This is a genomic window from Lactobacillus kefiranofaciens (genome assembly GCF_900103655.1).
GTDB classification, from domain to species: domain Bacteria; phylum Bacillota; class Bacilli; order Lactobacillales; family Lactobacillaceae; genus Lactobacillus; species Lactobacillus kefiranofaciens.
In genome coordinates this window covers 1-19,525 of record NZ_FMXC01000029.1, presented here as the reverse complement: position 1 = coordinate 19,525, position 19,525 = coordinate 1, and the positions used below count along the sequence as shown (strand labels likewise).

General features: G+C 40.2%; 14 protein-coding genes and 2 pseudogenes. 14 read left to right on the top strand and 2 right to left on the bottom strand.

The window, feature by feature from the left end; all coding sequences use genetic code 11:
* The 5 genes and pseudogenes from BLP58_RS09155 to cydC form a co-directional block, all read left to right on the top strand.
* Positions 1 to 291 (top strand): annotated as a pseudogene (locus tag BLP58_RS09155) (ISLre2 family transposase); the annotation flags it as partial.
* A gap of 272 nt (positions 292 to 563) precedes the next feature.
* Positions 564 to 1,997 carry a cytochrome ubiquinol oxidase subunit I gene (locus BLP58_RS09150; RefSeq protein WP_013853651.1) on the top strand — a complete coding sequence of 478 codons (1,434 nt, stop codon included), beginning with the start codon at positions 564 to 566 and terminating at the stop codon, positions 1,995 to 1,997.
* Entirely contained in the window at positions 1,998 to 3,014 is a 1,017-nt protein-coding gene (gene cydB / locus BLP58_RS09145) for a cytochrome d ubiquinol oxidase subunit II (protein ID WP_013853652.1), read from the top strand.
* 1 nt (position 3,015) lies between these two features.
* Entirely contained in the window at positions 3,016 to 4,731 is a 1,716-nt protein-coding gene (cydD, locus tag BLP58_RS09140; protein WP_013853653.1) for a thiol reductant ABC exporter subunit CydD, read from the top strand.
* A pseudogene (cydC, locus tag BLP58_RS09135) lies at positions 4,724 to 6,475 on the top strand (thiol reductant ABC exporter subunit CydC). Before cydD ends, cydC begins: the two are co-directional and overlap by 8 nt.
* 5 nt (positions 6,476 to 6,480) lie before the next feature.
* On the opposite strand, the gene BLP58_RS09130 reads toward cydC, so the two are convergent.
* Positions 6,481 to 7,461 (bottom strand): polyprenyl synthetase family protein, encoded by a 981-nt coding sequence (locus BLP58_RS09130; RefSeq protein ID WP_013853656.1) that lies wholly within the window; start codon positions 7,459 to 7,461, stop codon positions 6,481 to 6,483.
* 69 nt (positions 7,462 to 7,530) lie between these two features.
* Between BLP58_RS09130 and BLP58_RS09125 the strand changes: the two genes are divergently transcribed.
* A complete protein-coding gene (locus tag BLP58_RS09125; RefSeq protein WP_013853657.1) occupies positions 7,531 to 8,433 on the top strand; it encodes a prenyltransferase in 903 nt (300 codons plus the stop codon).
* A gap of 17 nt (positions 8,434 to 8,450) precedes the next feature.
* Positions 8,451 to 9,662 carry an NAD(P)/FAD-dependent oxidoreductase gene (locus BLP58_RS09120; protein ID WP_013853658.1) on the top strand — a complete coding sequence of 404 codons (1,212 nt, stop codon included), beginning with the start codon at positions 8,451 to 8,453 and terminating at the stop codon, positions 9,660 to 9,662.
* 59 nt (positions 9,663 to 9,721) lie between these two features.
* Here the strand turns inward: BLP58_RS09120 and BLP58_RS09115 are convergent, their stop codons facing one another.
* On the bottom strand, positions 9,722 to 10,384 hold the full coding sequence (locus BLP58_RS09115; RefSeq protein WP_013853659.1) for a phosphatase PAP2 family protein: 663 nt from the start codon (positions 10,382 to 10,384) through the stop codon (positions 9,722 to 9,724).
* Positions 10,385 to 10,676: 292 nt separating this feature from the next.
* Between BLP58_RS09115 and leuS the strand changes: the two genes are divergently transcribed.
* The 7 genes from leuS to BLP58_RS09080 all read left to right on the top strand — a co-directional run.
* Positions 10,677 to 13,091 (top strand): leucine--tRNA ligase, encoded by a 2,415-nt coding sequence (leuS, locus tag BLP58_RS09110; protein WP_013853660.1) that lies wholly within the window; start codon positions 10,677 to 10,679, stop codon positions 13,089 to 13,091.
* A gap of 92 nt (positions 13,092 to 13,183) precedes the next feature.
* Positions 13,184 to 14,830, top strand: a complete 1,647-nt coding sequence (locus tag BLP58_RS09105; RefSeq protein WP_025084261.1) for a putative polysaccharide biosynthesis protein — start codon at positions 13,184 to 13,186, stop codon at positions 14,828 to 14,830.
* Positions 14,831 to 14,968: 138 nt separating this feature from the next.
* Positions 14,969 to 16,363 carry an ATP-binding protein gene (locus BLP58_RS09100; protein ID WP_013853662.1) on the top strand — a complete coding sequence of 465 codons (1,395 nt, stop codon included), beginning with the start codon at positions 14,969 to 14,971 and terminating at the stop codon, positions 16,361 to 16,363.
* Between the two features lie 131 nt (positions 16,364 to 16,494).
* Complete coding sequence (locus tag BLP58_RS09095; protein ID WP_013853663.1) at positions 16,495 to 16,821, top strand: hypothetical protein; 327 nt, start codon at positions 16,495 to 16,497, stop codon at positions 16,819 to 16,821.
* A 107-nt stretch (positions 16,822 to 16,928) separates the two neighbouring features.
* Complete coding sequence (locus tag BLP58_RS09090) at positions 16,929 to 17,258, top strand: hypothetical protein (protein WP_013853664.1); 330 nt, start codon at positions 16,929 to 16,931, stop codon at positions 17,256 to 17,258.
* A 21-nt stretch (positions 17,259 to 17,279) separates the two neighbouring features.
* Positions 17,280 to 18,209, top strand: coding sequence for an SEC10/PgrA surface exclusion domain-containing protein (locus BLP58_RS09085; RefSeq protein WP_013853665.1), 930 nt, complete (start codon positions 17,280 to 17,282; stop codon positions 18,207 to 18,209).
* Position 18,210: 1 nt separating this feature from the next.
* On the top strand, positions 18,211 to 19,525 hold a 1,315-nt coding region (locus BLP58_RS09080), incomplete at its 3' end, for an SLAP domain-containing protein (RefSeq protein ID WP_218117902.1).

Genomic DNA, 19,525 nt, shown 5'->3' with positions numbered 1-19,525 from the left:
TATCGCGTCAAAGGGCAAGGAAAATACTGGTCAGAAGATGGTGCCGAAGGAATTCTGCGTGTGCTGACTTGCATTAAAAACAAAGAGCTGGAATACTGGCTTAGCAGTGAATTTGCAGGTGGGCAGCTGAACATTGATGATCAAAAAGACCTGAAAGGAGTGGTTCGTGCCAGCCTAAGAAAGACGCATGAAGCTCATCTGGGCATTCATCACGGCGCCATTGAAAGCTTAACAGCAGGACATAGCTATTTAAACGATTTTAGCAGAAAAATAAATCAAATAAATATTTAAGAAATTAAGGTCAGACTAATGGTTAATAGCCTACCGCAAAAATATTGACACTTACCTTTTAGGAATATAAAATGAGCTGTTAACTGAGAATGCTATAATTAAAAATGAAAACTAACAGAAGAATAAGATAACATTATTGAAAGCGTGTGCAGTCCTTCTTGCAAGTAAGAAGAAAGCGCTGTACACTGAAAGTGGTTAAAATAATAGTTGTTATTATTTGAGGCAGAGACTTGAAATAATATGAGTGAGAGTTTTAATGGGGGGCGCTAAAAATGAATATAGTTAGTTTAGCGAGATTCCAATTTGCGATGACAACCATCTTCCACTTTTTCTTTGTACCATTTTCAATTGGTATGGTGTTTGTAGTTGCAATTATGGAATCGATGTATGTTCATACTGGTAAACCTGAATATAAGAAGATGACTAAATTCTGGGGCAATATCTTTTTGTTAAGCTTTGCCGTAGGTGTAGTTACTGGTCTTATTCAGGAGTTCCAGTTCGGAATGAATTGGTCGGATTATTCAAGATTCATGGGTGATATATTCGGTGCACCGTTAGCATTTGAAGCATTGTTATCCTTCTTTATTGAATCCACCTTTATCGGTTTATGGGTATTTACCTGGAATAAAGTAGGTAAGAAGCTGCATCTATTTTTTATCTGGATGGTTGTATTTGGGACAATTACTTCAGCAGTTTGGATTTTAACTGCTAACTCCTTCATGCAGCATCCAGTTGGCTATGCTGTTAAAAATGGGCGTGCCGTGATGGTTAACTTCGGTGCACTGCTTGCTAATAAGCAATTGATGTTTGAATTTGGTCATGTGATTGTAGCTGCTGTGCTTACTGGATCTACAATTATTACTGGTTTAGCTGCTTTCCAATTATTGAAGAAGCATACTTTATCCGATATTAATAAAAAAAATTACCACAAGACTATTCGTTTAGGCTTGACTTTAATGTTGATCCTCTCCTTAGGCACAATTGCAATGGGGGATGTACAGATGCAGTACTTGGTTCATGAACAACCAATGAAATTTGCTGCAACTGAAGCCGTTTATAAGACGACGGGAGAAAGAGCTCCTTGGACTGTAATTGGTTTTGCTAATCCGAAGACTCATGAAGTTAAAGGCAAGATTGAAATTCCTGACATGTTGAGTATTCTTTCATACCACAAGCCAACCGGTGCTGTTAAAGGGATGGAAGAAGTTAATGCCGAAATGGAAAAGAAGTACGGTACTCATATTGCTGGACACAAGATGGATTACTATGTTCCAGTTAATACCTTGTTCTGGAGCTTCCGTTTCATGGCCGGTTTCGGTGCTTTAATGGCATTAGTCTCAATTGTCGGTTTAATTATGACTCGTAAGAATAAAGAGTCGCTTTACAAGCATCGTTGGTGCTTATGGGTATTGGCTTTAATGACCTTTACACCATTTATTGCTAATACTAGTGGTTGGCTAATTACTGAACTGGGTCGTGCTCCTTGGACAGTTTATGGTTTATTCACGATTGCTCAGAGTGTATCACCAAATGTTTCGGTAGCTTCACTATTAACGTCAAATATTGTTTACTTCTGTTTGTTCACTGGCCTGGCTATTATCTTGATCAGCTTAATTGTGCGTTTCTTGCACAACGATCCTGAAGAATTGGCAATGCAAGGCCAAGGCAATAAAGAAACAGACCCATTTGCAAAGGGGGCCTTTTAAATGTCATTCTTGCAAATACTTTGGTTCATTTTAATTGGTGTTTTATTCAGCGGCTTCTTCTTCTTAGACGGCTTCGACTATGGTGTCGGCATGGCCGTCAAGACCTTAGGTCATAATGAAAAAGAACGTAGCCAAATTATTCAAACGATTGGCCCTGTCTGGGACGGCAATGAAGTTTGGCTAATTACCGCTGGTGGTGCAATGTTTGCTTCATTTCCATTCTGGTATGCATCATTGTTTTCTGGCTATTATCTGATTTTATTGATTGTCTTAGTTGGTTTAATTATTCGTGGAGTTTCATTTGAATTCCGGGCCAAGAGTCCTGCTCCCCGTAAGCCAATTTGGGATAACACGTTAGCTCTTGGCAGCTTGATTGCGCCATTCTTTTTAGGAGTAATGTTTATTTCAATGATTAAAGGGATGCCGCTTGATGCACAAGGCAATATGCATGCTACGTTTTTCGATTACTTTAATTGGTTCTCGATTGTTGGCGGAATTGCTTTAACCTTGTTAACTTACCTATATGGTTTGAATTATATTGCAGTTAGAACTAAAGGCGTGATTTGTGATCGCGCGCAAAACTATGCCAAGGCTTTATATTGGGTACTTTATGTTGGTGAGGTAATCTTTGCTTTGCTATTATTGTTCCAAACTGATTTTATTAAAGTACATCCAATTTTGACCTTGATCTGTTTAGTTTTAATTGTTGCATTCTCAGTTGCAGGTCATGTTTCAGTATTTAATAATTGTCAAGGCTGGGCATTTACCTTTAGTGGTTTGACTTTGGTTTCATTAGTCACACTGATTTTCTGTGGTTTATTCCCAAGAGTGATGATTTCATCAATCAGCGGTAAATATGACTTATTGATCCAAAGCGCCTCATCATCTAACTACACTTTAGTTGTGATGACGATTGCTACTGTCATCTTGATTCCATGTATCTTGGCCTACACGATTTGGTCATACTGGATCTTCCGCAAGAGAATCGAAATGCCTGCAATAGGGGAGGGATATTAACATGATTGATCAACACCTTTTTAAACTTAATGGTGCTGGTGCAATTGTAAGAAAGCTTGCAGTGCTTGAAGTTCTGCAAGCTTTTTTGATTATTGGCCAGGCTCTGTCGCTGAGCATGGTAATTACGACTCTCTGGCAAGGGAAAAAAATTGATTGGCTATATTTATTGCTGTTTATCGTTTGCTTTACCGGCAGGCAATTAAATGACCTGGTCCAAGATAAAATGCTAGAAGCTTATTCTAACCGTGAAGCAGAAGAATTACGCCAGCAGTTATTAAGTAAAATTTTTAATGAAGGTCAAGCAATCGTTCAAAAACAAGGAACTGGTAGTTTAATTACAATGGCTCTTGATGGCATCGATGAGGTGCGCAACTACATCAAGTTGATCTACAGTAAAGTCTTAACGATGATGATTGTGCCAGTCCTGCTTTTTGTTGCTATGTTATTTGTGAGTTGGCAATCGGCGGTTATTTTGCTGATCATGTATCCGTTAATTGTTTTGTTCATGATTATCCTGGGGCATGCGGCACAAGATAAGGCAATTAAGCAGTTTGGCAATTTTCAAAAATTGTCTAATAACTTTATCGATTCTTTACGCGGAATTGATACTTTAAAATATCTTGGTTTGAGCAAGCGCTATTCTACTAGTATTTTTCATTTGAGCGAAAATTTCCGCAAAAAAACGATGGCGGTATTAAGAGTAGCGATGCTATCTACCTTTGCGCTAGATTTCTTTACTACTTTATCTATCGCGGTAATTGCCGTCTATCTTGGTTTTAGCTTGTTAAATGGCAAGATCGCGCTCTTTGCGGCACTAGCTATTTTGATTTTGGCTCCAGAATACTTTTTGCCGATTAGAAATTTTGCTGGTGACTTTCATGCTACCTTGAATGGTAAAAATGCTTTTCAAAGAATCAGAGAATTGATTCATGCACCTGAGGAGCCAGTAGAAGACGTTCCCGTTAAAAAATGGGGCAAAACTGATGAATTAGAGCTAAATCAATTAGCTTTTAAATATCAAAAAGGTACTGAGATTGGTCCTGTTTCTTTAAAAATTAAGGGCTACGAAAAAGTTGGCGTTATTGGGGTCAGTGGTTCTGGTAAGTCGAGTTTGATCAACCTATTGAGTGGCTTTTTGACGCCAAAAGCAGGAGAAATCACTATTCAAAATCAGGCCGCTAAGACTTTAAATATCCCAGATTGGCACAAGCAATTGATCTATATTCCGCAAAATCCCTATGTTTTCACGGCAACGTTGCGCGATAATATCGCGTTTTATACGCCGAGTGCAACGGATGAGGAAATTAAGCAGGCAATTCATGTTATGGGCCTAGATGAATTAGTGCAAGAATTGCCGCAAGGAATAGATACGGTGATCGGTCAAGGCAAGCGAGTCCTTTCGGGTGGTCAGGCACCGCGAATCGCGTTGGCTCGAGCTTTTCTAGATAAAAAGAGAAAAGTAATGCTGTTTGATGAACCAACGGCTCATTTGGATATTGAGACGGAAGTTGATTTGAAAAAAAAGATGTTGCCTTTGATGCAGAACCATTTGGTAATCTTTGCGACGCATAGGTTGCATTGGATGAAAGAGATGGATTATATCTTGGTGATGGATCACGGGCAGCTAGTTGAGCAGGGCACCTTTGAAGAATTGAGTCAGCAAAACGGCTACTTTACGAAATTAACTAAGGAAATGCGAGGCAAAGCAGATGATTAATAGAATTCCGATAATCAAGGCCTTAAAGCATGATCGTTGGGTAAAGCCATTTTTAAAGCAATATCGTAAAACATTGATCTTAGCCATTTTCTTAGGAATTTTAACCTTTGTTTGTGGTTCAGGCTTGATGTTTTGTGCCGGGTTTTTGATTAGTAAAACAGCGACGCGGCCAGAGAACATTCTGCTCGTCTATGTACCGATTGTCTTAACTAGAGCCTTCGGAATCGCTCGACCAGCAGTGCAATATTTCGAACGGATTGTTAGCCATAATTGGGTATTAAGAATGACTTCAAGGTTCCGTCAAAAATTGTATGACTCCTTAGAGCGGGATGCGGCCTTGTTTTCTAGTAAGTATCAGTTAGGCGATATTTTGGGACTATTGTCTGATGATGTTAGCCATATTCAGAATTTATATCTGCGGTCGATCTTTCCGATGATGGTTGCCTGGGGCTTATATGCCATTATTGTCATTAGTTTAGGCATTTTATCACCGCTAATGGGCTTATGGATGTTAATTACCTTTGGTCTAATGGTTTTCACAATTCCTATTTGGTCAGTTGTAGTCAACGGCGCGCGCCAATCCTATGAAAAAAGCGTTCAGGATAAATTGTATGTGGATTTAACGGACAACGTGATGGGCGTGACCGACTGGATTTTAGCTGGCAGGGGTCAGGAATTCCTCAACTTGCACGTTGATAGCCGGCAAAAATTGGTCGAAGTGCACCAGAAGATGAAGCATTTTGAGCGGTTGCGTAATTTCTTGATGCAAATACTGTTTTTATTAATCGTGGTTAGCCTAATTCTCTGGGGAGCCGCTCGTTTTGGCGGGCAGGCTAGTCAACTAACCAATTGGATTGCTGCCTTTGTTTTAGCTGTCTTTCCTCTGAACGAAGCTTTAGCAGGGTTGTCAACTGCGGCACAGGAAACCAATGTTTATCAAGAATCACTTAATCGCCTTAATAATTTGCCCGATCCTGATCAAAAAGCAGAGCAAAAGAAAATCAATATAATTACTCCATATAACTTGAAAATAACAAATCTACACTACACTTATCCCAATACGAAAAAAGAAGTACTGCGTGGCATTGATTTAAATATTCATGCCGGTGAAAAAATTGCGCTCCTAGGTCAAAGTGGGGCGGGCAAGAGTACCTTTGCTTCTCTCTTGCGTGGTGATCGCAAACCGACACAAGGACAAATTACCTTGAATGGCATAGAAACTGATCGATTTGGTGATCAAATCACCAAATACCTCAGCGTAATCAACCAAAAGCCTTATTTATTCAATACCACGATTGCCAACAACTTGCGGTTAGGCAATGAAGAGGCTACTGATACTGAACTTTGGGAAGTTTTAAAGCGTGTAGGATTAAAAGAAATGATCCAGGCTTTGCCTGAAAAGCTTGATACTAAGGTTGAAGAAGCCGGGCTGCGCTTTTCCGGCGGTGAACGGCACCGTTTGGCATTAGCTCGCGTTTTATTGAAAAATACGCCCATTGTTTTACTTGATGAGCCTACTGTGGGTCTTGATCCATTGACAGAGCAAGCCGTAATCAACACCTTTATTAAGCAGCTTGATGGCAAAACTTTGATTTGGATTACTCATCACTTACAGGGAATTGAATAGATGAATCAGGTGATTTTCTTAGAAAATGGTCAAGTTGCCATGCAAGGTTCACCTGCTGAGCTTTGGCAGACTAGTTCACGTTATCGGGAACTAAAAAAAGCCGATCAAGGACTTTGATCGACTTAGAAGTTGCGCGTTAATAATTTATTTGGCAGTTGCTTTAACAATCTAACTGCCGGATTAGGTTTAAGAATATTCAAGCAGTCAACTGCTTGGTGGACGTATTGCTTAGCTAGATCCTGGCTTTTACTGATGACTGAACTATTCACGATTATACGTTGAACAGCCTGCATATTAGTTAAAGTCATTTGTCGCTTTTTGTTAAGCAGCGGCAGTAATTGCTGCTTTAGGTTAGGTTTATCTAGTGCTAAAAGCAACGGCAAGGAATAAACACCGGTAGCTAAATCTTCTAGTGTGGGCTTATTCATTTGTGCGCCACCATTATAGTCCAGCAGGTCGTCAACAATCTGGAAGGCGATGCCTAAGTTCTCGGCAAAATTTGCTAAAGCCATGGTCTGAGCATGATTGCCACCGGCAAAATGTGCGCCTTCTTCGGCAGCTAGACGAAACAGAGCCGCGGTTTTACCCCGGACATCGCTGATGTAAGAATTCAAGGTTTGCTTCAAATTAAAGCGTTGACCCATCTGTCCTAGTTCACCGTTTAAAATCTGCCGCATCGTTTGGGCATTACGTACAAAGTAGTCGTGTTCATTAATCGCACCAAGCATCAGATCAAAGAAGTCGGTAAATAATAGATCGCCCGTGTAAACGGCCACGTCTTTGCCAAAAGCGGCTTGAATGCTAACGGCGCCGCGACGTTTATCTGAATCATCGATAATATCGTCATGGATCAAGGTGGCCATGTGCAAAATCTCGATTGAAGCGCCTAATTTGATTGTCTGCTCATCTACTTTGCCTACTGCTCGTGCCGCAAGCAATAAGAGACTAGGGCGAAGATATTTGCCGCCGTTGTCAGCCATTGTTAAAAGGGCAGATTGCAGGCTAGGATGAGGAGTCTTAATCGTCTGTTGAATTAGTTCGTTAACTGCTTGAAGTTCAGTATCAATTAGCGGATATTTTTTCCATGGCTTAGAATTATTCATTACTATGTTTTTCCTTAACTAATAAATCTATAATTATGATAAAGGCATCATTTGAGAGGAAGTGGCTTGATGTCGGTTAGTACATTTTTAGAATTAGTAGAAATCAAGGCCAAGACGGCTAGTGTAATGCCGTTTTTACTCGGTCTATGCTTTAGTGCATATTATTATCATTCCATCAATTGGGGCGTATCGGCCGTGTTCTTTATTGCCATGTTCATGTTCAACATGGTGGTTGACATGCTTGACAATTATAATGATTATTATCACGCAGATAGCCAATCTTACCAACAAAAAACCAATATTATTGGGCGAGAAAATATCAACCCCAAGCTGGTTAGAAATTTAATCATTAGCTTAACTGCTGTCTCCGCAATACTTGGCTTATGGCTAGTATATACGGCAGGCTTGGCAGTATTATGGCTAGGAATTTTCTGTTTCTTAATTGGCTACCTCTATTCATCGGGACCACATCCAATTTCTAGTTTGCCGCTAGGCGAGCTAGCTTCAGGCTTTACGATGGGCTTCATGATCGCCTTGATCAGCGTTTATTTGAACGCCTATCAAGTATTCACCTGGAATTGGCTGAGCGTGGGCCAAGTCTTCTTGTTAGCCCTAGCAGATGAATTATGGATTTCCAACTTAATGTTGGCTAATAATATTTGCGACGCTCAAGAAGACGAAGACAATCACAGAAAGACGATCGTTCATTTTATTGGTAAAAAAGCAGCTTTGACTGCTTTCAGTATCAAGAACGTCTTAGCTTTTGCGGTGATTATCTTATTGCCATTCTTAAAATTGGCACCAGCCACTGTCTGGTTAACAGTGTTAATTGTACCGTTCGTTTACAAGCAAAACAAATTACTCTTAGCTAAACAGGTAAAAACTGAAACTTTTATCTGTGCAGTCAAAACTTTATTAATTGGTTCACTTACCTATGTAGTAACGTATATGATCGGATTTTTGTTTAAATAGAAATACGAGGAATTATTATGAAAACAATCGTTGTGTTAGGTGCGGGTTATGCCGGCTTAAAGACCGTTGTTGCTTTACAAAAGAAGTTGCGTGAAGAAGTAAAAATCATCTTAGTTGACCGCAATCCTTATCACTATGAGACCATGCGGCTGTATGAAGTGGCATCAGGGCAAGATCATTACACCAGAATGTCTTATGAATTAGCCGATGTTTTAAATAAAAAGATGACTGAATTGGTCGTTGATGAAGTAGAAAAGATTAACATCAATGATAAAAATGTGGAATTAAAGAATCACGCACCAATTAGCTATGATTACTTGGTTGTCGGCTTAGGCTTCGTCTTAAGTGATATGGGCATTGCTGGGGCAAAAGGGTATGCTTTGCCAATGAGCAATGTTAAAGAAGCTGAGGCTATTCGCGATCACTTGTATGAAGAGATGTGGGCTTACTCCAAGTATAAGGATCCTAAGCATTTGCAAATCGTCATCTGTGGCGCAGGCTTCCAGGCTATTGAATTAGCTGGGGCCTTAGCCCAAGTTCGTCCGCATTTGGCTGAGATGGCCGGCGTTGATCAAAATCAGATTAAGATTACGATGCTTGATGGCTCACTAAGATTATTGCCAATGTTCCAAGGCAAACTCCTTGATTACGCCTTAGGTTTAATTAAAAAGCATCAAATTGAAATTATTAAGCCAGCCTTTGTGCAGCAAGTAACTGCAGATAGCGTATCCTACAAGATGAAAGATAGCGACGAAATTAAAACGATTAAGGCTGGCAACCGGATTTGGATGATGGGCTTCAGTGGCAGTCCAATTATTGACAAGTCAGGTTTCAAGAATCGCCGTGGTCGGGTAATGGTCAGCGATCATTTGACTGCTCCTGAGAGTGACGATATTTATGTCTTAGGGGATGTTTCTAGCGTAATGGTACCAGGTAAGAAGTGGCCATGGCCTAACACTGCACAGATGGCTCTTTCAATGGCCAACTATGCAGCTAAGGATATTAGAAGTCGCGTTAACCACCAGGCTCGTCCAAGCAAGTATGTTTACCACGACTTAGGCGTTGTGGTTGCCATTGGCGAGACCAAGGCCGCAGGCAAGGCGATGGGTCATGGCTATAAAGGCTATTTAGCTTCCGCTTTAAAGAAGATCATTATCGATAAATCTTTGATGGAAACTGGCGGAATCAAAGAAACTCTAGCCGTAGGTCGCTTTGACTTATATCACTAAAATTAAAAAATAAAGCAGAAAAATAAGCATCAGGTTAATTACAACTTGATGCTTATTCTTTATTCCTGATGACGTTCTAACATCTTGGGCTCGATGTAATAGCGGTAAAGGAAGGCATAACCAAGCAAAACAAAGGTAATTCCTTCGATCCAGCCACCAAGCACATCAGATGGGTAATGGACATGTACGAAGATTCTGGTGTAGCCAATCAAGATTGGGAATAGCGCCCAAATAATGATTAAGAGACTCTTCCAGAACTTGCTGCGAATTAGTAAAATAGTTAACACAATCAGAATTCCGAATAACGCGGCACTGCCGACCGAATGTCCAGATGGAAAACTATAACCGTCCGCATAAACTAGATGATGGATCGTCGGCCGCCGCCGTTCAACCGCGTGTTTGATAATCCAGTTATAGCCGTTAGCACAGATCATAACTCCGGCGGTGAACCAGGCATAGGCGTATTGCCGGAAAGTAATTAAAATAATAAATAAAATAATCGTTTCGATCGTGATCACGCTCGTATTGCCCAAATTAGTAAACAGCGTAGCAAAAGCCACATTGGCCGGATTATTATTGCAGATAATTCCCACAACCGCGTTATCAAACATAGTGATAATATGTGAGCCCGATGAAACTAGCAAAGCCCACACTGCATATATGACCACGAAGATGGAAGCAGGGACTAAGCTGCCTCTTGGTGGATTTTCTGTATTAATCAAAAAAAGCCTCTCCCCTTGTAATTTTTAGCATTTGTGGTAAATTATAATCATTATCTATAAGAAAATAAAGGTCAGGAAGCAGTAGCAAGGATATTTTTTCAGAGAGAAACTGGTCGCTGAGAAGTTCTAGAATAGAATTGCGAACTTAGCCTGGTGTAGAAGCCTATCGTCGCCAGCCGCGTTAAGGAGCATAATTAAGTGTCACATGATGTGGAACTTAGGTGGTACCGCGATGATTCGTCCTATGATTTTTATAGTCATAGGGCTTTTTATTTTGTAAAGGAGAAAAAATTTGTATAACCACAAAGTCGTTGAAAAGAAATGGCAAGATTATTGGGCAAAGCATGATACCTTCAAGACAGGTACCGATCCCAAGAAGAAGAATTACTACGCATTGGACATGTTTCCATTCCCATCTGGTAAGGGATTGCACGTAGGTCACCCAGAAGGTTACACCGCAACCGATATCGTTTCAAGAATGAAACGTGCGCAAGGCTACAATGTATTGCACCCAATGGGTTGGGATGCATTTGGTTTGCCAACTGAACAATACGCATTAAAGACTGGTATGGATCCAGCCGTTGTTACTAAGCAAAACATTGCCAACTTCAAGGAACAATTGAACAAACTTGGCTTTTCATATGATTGGGACCGTGAAATTACTACCTCTGATCCTAACTACTATAAGTGGACTCAATGGGTTTTTGAACAAATGTATGAAAACGGCTTAGCTTATGAAGCCGAAGTTCCTGTTAACTGGTCACCAGACTTAGGTACTGTTGTTGCTAACGAAGAAGTTATCGACGGCAAGACCGAACGCGGCGGCTACCCAGTTTACCGCAAGAACATGCGTCAATGGATGCTTAAGATGACTGCTTATGCAGATCGTTTATTGGAAGACCTCGACAGTTTGGACTGGCCAGAACCAGTTAAGGAAATGCAGCGCAACTGGATCGGTCGTTCAGTTGGTGCACAAGTGACCTTCAAGATTAAGGGCAGCGACAAGACTTTTGATATCTTTACTACTCGTCCTGACACCTTGTTTGGCTGCTCATACACTGTTTTGGCTCCAGAAAACAAGTTGGTGCAAGAAATTACCACTGATGGTCATAGAGACGAAGTCAATGCTTACATTAAGAAGATCGAATCCAAGTCAGACCTTGAAAGAACTGATTTGAACAAGGATAAGACCGGTGTCTTCACTGGTGCTTACGCAATCAACCCAGTTAACGGCAAGGAAGTACCAATCTGGATTTCAGACTACGTTTTAGCTAGCTACGGTACTGGTGCGGTAATGGCCGTTCCTGCCCACGATGATCGTGACTACGCTTTTGCTACTAAGTTTGGTTTGCCAATTAACCCAGTATTAAAGGGTGGCGATATCTCTAAGGCCGCCTTTACTGAAGATGGTCCACACATCAATTCTGAATTCTTGGACGGCTTGAACATCAAGGATGCCAAGAAGAAGATGGTTGACTGGCTCGAAGACCATAACTGCGGCAAGAAGAAAGTTAACTACAAGCTGCGTGACTGGGACTTCTCCCGTCAACGTTACTGGGGTGAACCAATTCCAGTTATCCACTGGGAAGATGGCACCACTTCACTTGTACCAGAAGATCAATTGCCACTTCGTTTACCACACGCAACCGACATTAAGCCATCCGGTACGCCAGAAAGTCCATTAGCTAACTTGACTGACTGGGTAAATGTTGTTGATGAAAATGGTCGCAAGGGTAAGCGTGAAACCAACACCATGCCTAACTGGGCTGGTTCAAGCTGGTATTACTTGCGTTATGTTGATCCACACAACGATAAGGAATTAGCTGACTACGACTTGCTTAAGCAATGGCTTCCAGTTGACCTTTACATCGGTGGTGCAGAACATGCCGTAAGACACCTGCTTTATGCAAGATTCTGGCACAAGGTACTTTACGACTTGGGTGTTGTTCCAACCAAGGAACCATTCCAACGTTTGTACAACCAAGGATTGATCTTGAAGAACCACGAAAAGATGTCTAAGTCTAAGGGCAACGTCGTTAACCCAGATGACGTCATCGATGAATACGGTGCAGACTCACTCAGAATGTACGAAATGTTCATGGGCCCACTTGATGCCTCAATCGACTGGGACGACAATGGTCCAGCTTCAACTAAGAAGTTCTTGGACCGTGTATGGCGCTTGTTCGTCAACGACCTTGACTTAAAGGCAATTCCACAAGAAAGAATCGTCGACAAGAACGATGGCGAACTTGATAAGGTTTATGCCGAAACGGTTAAGAAGGTTACCGAAGACTTTGACGCATTGCACTTCAACACTGCTATCAGTCAAATGATGGTCTTCATTAACGCCGCACAAAAGGCTAAGAGCATTCCACGCGAATACGCAGAAGGCTTCGTCAAGCTTTTGGCTCCAGTAGCACCACACATGATGGAAGAAATCTGGCAAGTCTTTGGTCATGATGAATCAATCACTTATGCTAAGTGGCCAACTTACGATCCAGCTAAGTTAGTTGAATCAACTGTTGAAATTATGGTTCAAGTTAACGGCAAGCTGCGGGGCAAGTTCCAAGCACCTAAGGACGCAGATCGTGACGCCGTGCAAAAGCAAGCTTTGGCAATCGAACACGTTAAAAAGTTCTTGGCAGGCAAGGACATTAAGAAAGTTATTGTCGTACCAAACAAGATCGTTAACATCGTTGCTAAATAAGTTAAGTTTTTCCTAAAAGAACAATAATTTTAAACTTTCGGGTTTAAAATGCGTGACAATTGATGAGTTAATACTTTTTGATTTAGGAAAAATTGATGGAAGAAAATAACTTAGATAGTAGAGATACACAAAAAACTTTTCTAAAAGGTTCGGCCTGGATGACCTTTGGCTCGATTGCCTCAAGAATTCTGGGTGCCTTGTATATCATTCCATGGTATGCCTGGATGGGCCAGTACGGCAACATTGCCAATGCCTTGACCGCGCGTAGCTATAATATCTACACGATTTTTATCCTAATCTCGACAGCAGGTATTCCGGGTGTGATCGCTAAGCAGGTAGCGAAGTACAATGCTTTGAATGAATATGGCATCGGGCGCAAGTTGTTTCATAAGGGTCTAATTTTGATGGCGATTCTAGGCGTAGTCTCAGCCGCGATCATGTATTTTGCCTCGCCACTGCTCGCGTCGAATGGTAGTCAAAGCGACCCAAGGCAGATCGCGGTTATGCGTAGTTTGTCCTATGCGATCTTGATTATTCCGATTTTGAGTATCATGCGAGGTTATTTCCAAGGTTATGCCGATATGATGCCGAGCGCAATGTCGCAGTTTGTCGAACAGTTTGCCCGAGTAGTCTGGATGCTGTTGACTGCTTTTGTCATTATGCAAATGCAGCATGGCTCGTATGTGCATGCAGTTATTCAATCCAACCTGGCGGCAGCCATTGGGGCACTGTTTGGCATTGGCTTGTTAATCTGGTTCTTGTTTTCTAGAAGAAAGCAGCTGGATAGCCTCGTGGCACATTCGAATAATCGATTGAAAGTTTCCACGACGGATCTGTTTTTGGAAATTGTGGAACAGGCGGTTCCTTTCATCATTATTGATTCCGGAATTACCTTGTTCTCACTGGTTGATCAATATACCTTCCACCCAATGATTGCAAGCCTGGTTCATGCTAGTTCAGATACGATTGAAGATTGGTATGCCTTGTTTGGCCTTAATGCCAACAAGCTGATCATGATTATTGTGTCTCTGGCGAGTGCGATGGCAGTTACAGCGATTCCGTTACTGTCAGCGGCTCATACTAGAGGCGACTATAAGAGTATTTCCAAGCAGATTGCCAATACGATGGACTTATTCTTGTTCGTCATGATTCCGGCATCCTTTGGAATGGCTGCAATCAGTAAGCCGATCTACACCGTGTTTTATGGTACAGATCCATTAGGTAGCAATATCTTATACTTGTCTGCTTTTACCGCGATCAGCTTAGGCTTGTTCACGGTCTTAATGGCGATTTTGCAAGGTTTATCCGAGAATGGCTTAGCGATTAAGTATTTAGTCTTAGGTTTAATTCTGAAAGGAATCTTGCAATTCCCGATGATCTTTCTGTTTAAGATTTACGGACCGCTGGTAGCAACCAATTTAGGCTTATTGGTAGTTGTACTTTTATCATTGAAGCATCTTGAAGTGCAGTATGCCTTTAATCTGAACCGGACTAGTCGTAGACTGGTGGGGATTACTGCCTTCTCAATCGGGATGTTCCTGATCGTTAAACTAGTTGAAATGGGCTTAGGCAAGTTTCTTAATCCCGACCACAGAATCACGGCGTTGATTTTAGTAATCTTGTCGGTTGGCGTGGGCGTGATCTTCTATGGAATTGCCACGCTCAAGACGGATCTAGCGCAAAAAGTCTTAGGTAGCAGAATTGAACGCGTTTTAGTTAAGTTTCATATACATGATTAATAAGAGAACGATGATGTCACTTAGATGTCATCGTTCTTTTTTGGTGTAATATTTGTTCAAGTATAATTTAGTAAAGTATAATTTAGTAAAGTATGTTTTAGTAATTTATATTTTAGTTAATGAAAAGGACAGATAATTATGTTTGTGGGTAGAAAAAAAGAATTAGCCAAACTGAATCAAATGTATCAAACTAATCAATTTCAGTTTGCCGTGGTTTATGGTCGCCGCCGAATTGGCAAGACCGCGCTAATTCAAGAATTTACTAAGGATAAGGATGCTATTTACTTCGTGGGGCTAGAGGAGAATGCCCATGACAACTTAGTTCGTTTCTCTACTGCGATTGCCAATTATGAGCATCAGGAACTAATGAGCGATTTTAGCTACGGCAGTTTTGAAAATTGTTTTAAGGAAATTGGTCGTCTCGCAAAAAAGCAGCGAATCGTATTAGTGATTGACGAGTATCCGTATTTAGCACAATCTGCTCCCGTAGTTAGTTCAATGCTCCAATCGTATATTGATCACGAATTTAAGGAAACGAATCTCTTCTTGATTTTATGTGGTTCATCGATGTCATTTATGGAGAATCAAGTATTGGCTTATAAGAGTCCATTGTACGGTCGACGGACCGCTCAATTTAAGCTGCAGCCTTTCAGTCTAAAAGAAGCTCAGGCTTATTTCCCTAAGATGGACAAGGAGGAAGTATTTGAATTAAATACGATTACTGGTGGAATCCCGTTGTATCTATCGTATATGTCAGCCCAAAAAGACCTATGGCAGAATATTAGCGACAGCTTCTTAGAGGTTAATGCCCCATTGTTCCAAGAGACAGATAGCTTATTGAAGCAGGAATTGCGTGATCCGAAAAATTATAATTCGGTGATCAATGCCATTGCAGATGGAGCTTCGAGAGTCAATGATATTGCGATGAAGGCGCATTTGGCAACGCCAGCAGTGACTACGTGTTTGAACAACCTGATTGACCTGGGCATAGTAGCTAAGAAGGTGCCAGTGACTGAAGAAAATAAGCACTCCCGCAAGACGATTTACGTTATTGCAGATGGCTTATTTAGGTTTTGGCACACCTATGTCAGCAAGTACATGAATGCCATCATGCGTGGAGCAACTGATTCGGTATTAGCAATTATAAAAAATGATTTTACTCGTTTTATGGGACCAGAGTTTGAAAAGTTATCGCAGGATTACTTATGGGAACATATTGCTGATCAAGAATTAGTTCCGCAACCGTTTATTCAATTAAACAATTGGTGGGGCACAGATTCGCGGACTAGAACAAGAATTGAGTTGGATATTGTTGGTTTTACTGCTAATGAATATATGGGTTACTTTGGCGAGTGCAAATGGAAGAATGAACCTATTTCTAAGGGGATTTTGGAGAAGTTAATTGACTTAAGTTCATTGTTTTCTTATCCCCAAAAGCAATACTTTTTGTTTTCAAAATGCGGTTTTACACCGGCTTGTCAAGAGTTAGCGTCTAAAGTGGGATGCAAGCTGATAACGTTTGAAGAAATGTAGTTTAAGATGGATTTAGTTTTTGATAACTAAGTCCTTTTTCTATGCTTGACAATGAAAATAATCGTAGTTAAATTAAGTTTGTATTTTTGTATAGATGAAATACTGTTTTTTGGTAATTATGGAGAATAATAATGAATAAAAAAGTTAAAGTTACAAGTTTAGCTACCGCTGCTCTTGCTTCAATGTTTTTAGCAGGTGCTAACTTAAGCAATAATGTTAAAGCTGATGTTGTACCAGCAGGTACTAATGCCAAAGCAAAGTCAGCTACTGATAATGCTAAAGACAATGTGACAAGTGCACAAACTGAAGTTGACGCAGCACAAAGCGATGTAGAATCAGCTGAAGGAATTTATCTCAAGCACAAAGTAATGCTCAAGGTCCTGATGCTGCTTACGCTGAGCAAAATGCTAAAACTGATGCTGCTAAGAAAGCAGCTGATGAAAAGGCTGATAAGTTAGATGCCGCTAAGAAAGACCAAAAGAATGTCCAAGACTTAGCAGCTGAGGCTAAAGATCCAGCTAAAGTCAAACAAGCTAATGATAATGTAACTGCACAAAATAAAGCAGTGGCTGATGCCCAAGATGCTAAAAAATCAGCTGATGAAAAAGTTAATGGTCAAAAGTCAGAAGTTGCTAAAGACGCTTCTGCTGTAAATACTGCTCAACAAGATGCTGATACTAAGCAAAATGCCAAGAATGCTGCAGATCACGATGTTCAAGTAGCAGAAGATGCATTAAAAGGTACCGGTATTGCTGAAGCTAAGCAAAAATATGATAATGCAGCTAAGGCAAAGAATAATGCTCAAAGCGACTTAGATCATGCAAAGCAAGCAATTGAATCAGCTAATACAGCAATTAATAAGGCTCACCAAGACATTGCTGATAAGACTAATTAAAAGAATACAGCCGATTCTAATTTGGCAACTGCTCAACAAGAAGCTGATCAAGCAAACCAAGCTGCTACCAGAGCCAATAATGCTCTTTCTGTTAAGCAAACTGAAATCGATAAATTAAATGCACAATTGCGTAATTTGCAAGATATGTCTAAGAATAGTATCGATTTAGTAGATATCAATAAGTTTAAGCAGGCTTATGCAGATTACTTAGCTGATGGTAAATTAAATGATGCAGATATTGCATATGTAAAGTCAGCTGGAGAAAAGAATGAGTTCGTAGGTTCTGAAGCTGATGAAAAGAATATGGTAGATGTTAATAACATCTCTTCTGATCAATTAAAAGAATTAGCTCTGTTTACTTCAGACTTATTGAGTAAAGTTAGAAATCAATTAGGTGCAGGGGATGATCAAGTAACCCAAGGTGCTATTGATTTTGCCGAAAAAGTTGCTAAGAGATATGTAGAAGACTTTAAGAGCGGTGCTTGGAAGCCAGGTTGGCATGATGCTACTGGGATCAATGATGTATCTAAAAATAATGGGTTAGACTATAGTACTAAAAAAGATGGTTCTTATGATGATGTATGGCAACCATATGAGGATAAGAGTGAAACTTGGCTGTCTAATCCAGTAAGTATGAACGTATTGAAGCAAAATATCTATGATAATTTGCGTGATATGATTATTCCTTCAGGTAGTGGTCTTGATCATCCAGGAGCAGAACCTACTTATGAAATGGCCCATACTAGAGGTCTGTTAGGAATAAATGGTGTAAGTAAGGAAGTTTTAATAAATACTGAAAAAGCTGCAGAAGCTTGGTTAGCTAAGCATCCTAATGGTACTTATAGAGCCACATTTAATGGTAAAACGTATGAAAACCATGATATAAAGAAGTACGTTGACAGTGTTATTGAAAAAAATAGATCATTGTGCCTATTACATTGGCAAGGATGACATGCAAGCTAAAGAATATGTAGCAGCAACTTTTTCAATTACTGATGATAGTGCTGATCCATATGATGGCACTTATTATATGAATGTCCATTTCTTTAATATCTCTCCAGATTCAATTAATGATCATTCTAAATTTGATACTACAGTTATTCCATCATACAAGCAACAAATTGCTGAAGTTAACAACGAATTAGCAGCTAGAAATAGAGAATTAGCACCGTTACAAACTGCTGCTGATACTGCAAACAAGAATAAGAAGACCAAAGACGATGCATTAACCAATGCCCAAAACGCTGCAACAGATGCCCAAAACGCTTTAACTAATGCAAATAATGAATTGGCAACTGCTAATGCCGCATTAGCAACTGCAACTAATGACAAGAACGAAAAGCAAGGCATCCTTGATCAAGCTACGACTAACTTTAACCAAGCTAAGAGAGACTATGATGTATTAACTGCAAGCAACGCTGTTAAGACAGCTAACTTAAATAGAGCACAAGCTAAGCAAACCCAAGCTCAAGCTGCTTTGAGTGAGGCACAAACTAAGTTAACAACTGCTCAAAACAAACTTGCTCAAGCTAAACAAGTTCTTAATGACTTACAAAAATCAGCTCAAGAAAAAGCAGAAGCTGTACAAAATGCTCAAACTAAGTTGACTCAACTTAAGAAGCACGTTGAAGATTTAAAGAATGCACCTCAAACTTTAGCAACTGCAAATAAAAATGTAACTAAGGCTCAGAAAGATTATGACGCTGCTAAGAAGACAGCTGATGATGCAGAAAAAGAATTGCAAAAATTAGCAGCCGCTAAGAATACTGCTGATGCGCAAGTCGCTTCAGCTCAAAGTGCTTATGACGCAGCTAAGCAAAACTTACAAGCTGCTCAAGCTAAATTAGCTAGTGCAAAAGCAGAATTAACTAAAGTTGAAGAAGCTGAAAAGAGAGCAAGTCAAATTAGTGCAGGCTCTACAGATATTACAGCTTCAGCTACTAAGACTGTGAAACTTGGTCATAATGCTCGTATTTACAACTCTAAGGGTAAGGCTACTAAGAAGGCTACCTTAAAGAAGGGTAAAGTAGTTGTAATTAAAGGCCATAAGTATTACCAAATTGGTAAAAATGAATTCATCAAGGCTGTGAATGTTGCAGCTTCTAAGAAGGCTAAGAAGGTAGCTACAAAGTCTAGTTACGTACGCTTAACTCATAATGCATTTGTTTATAGCAAGCATGGCAAGGCAATTAGAAAAGGTCTTTACTTCAAGGTAATTAAGCGTGGTGAAAAGGTTAAGACCTTAAAGAATGCAAAAGTTGTAACTA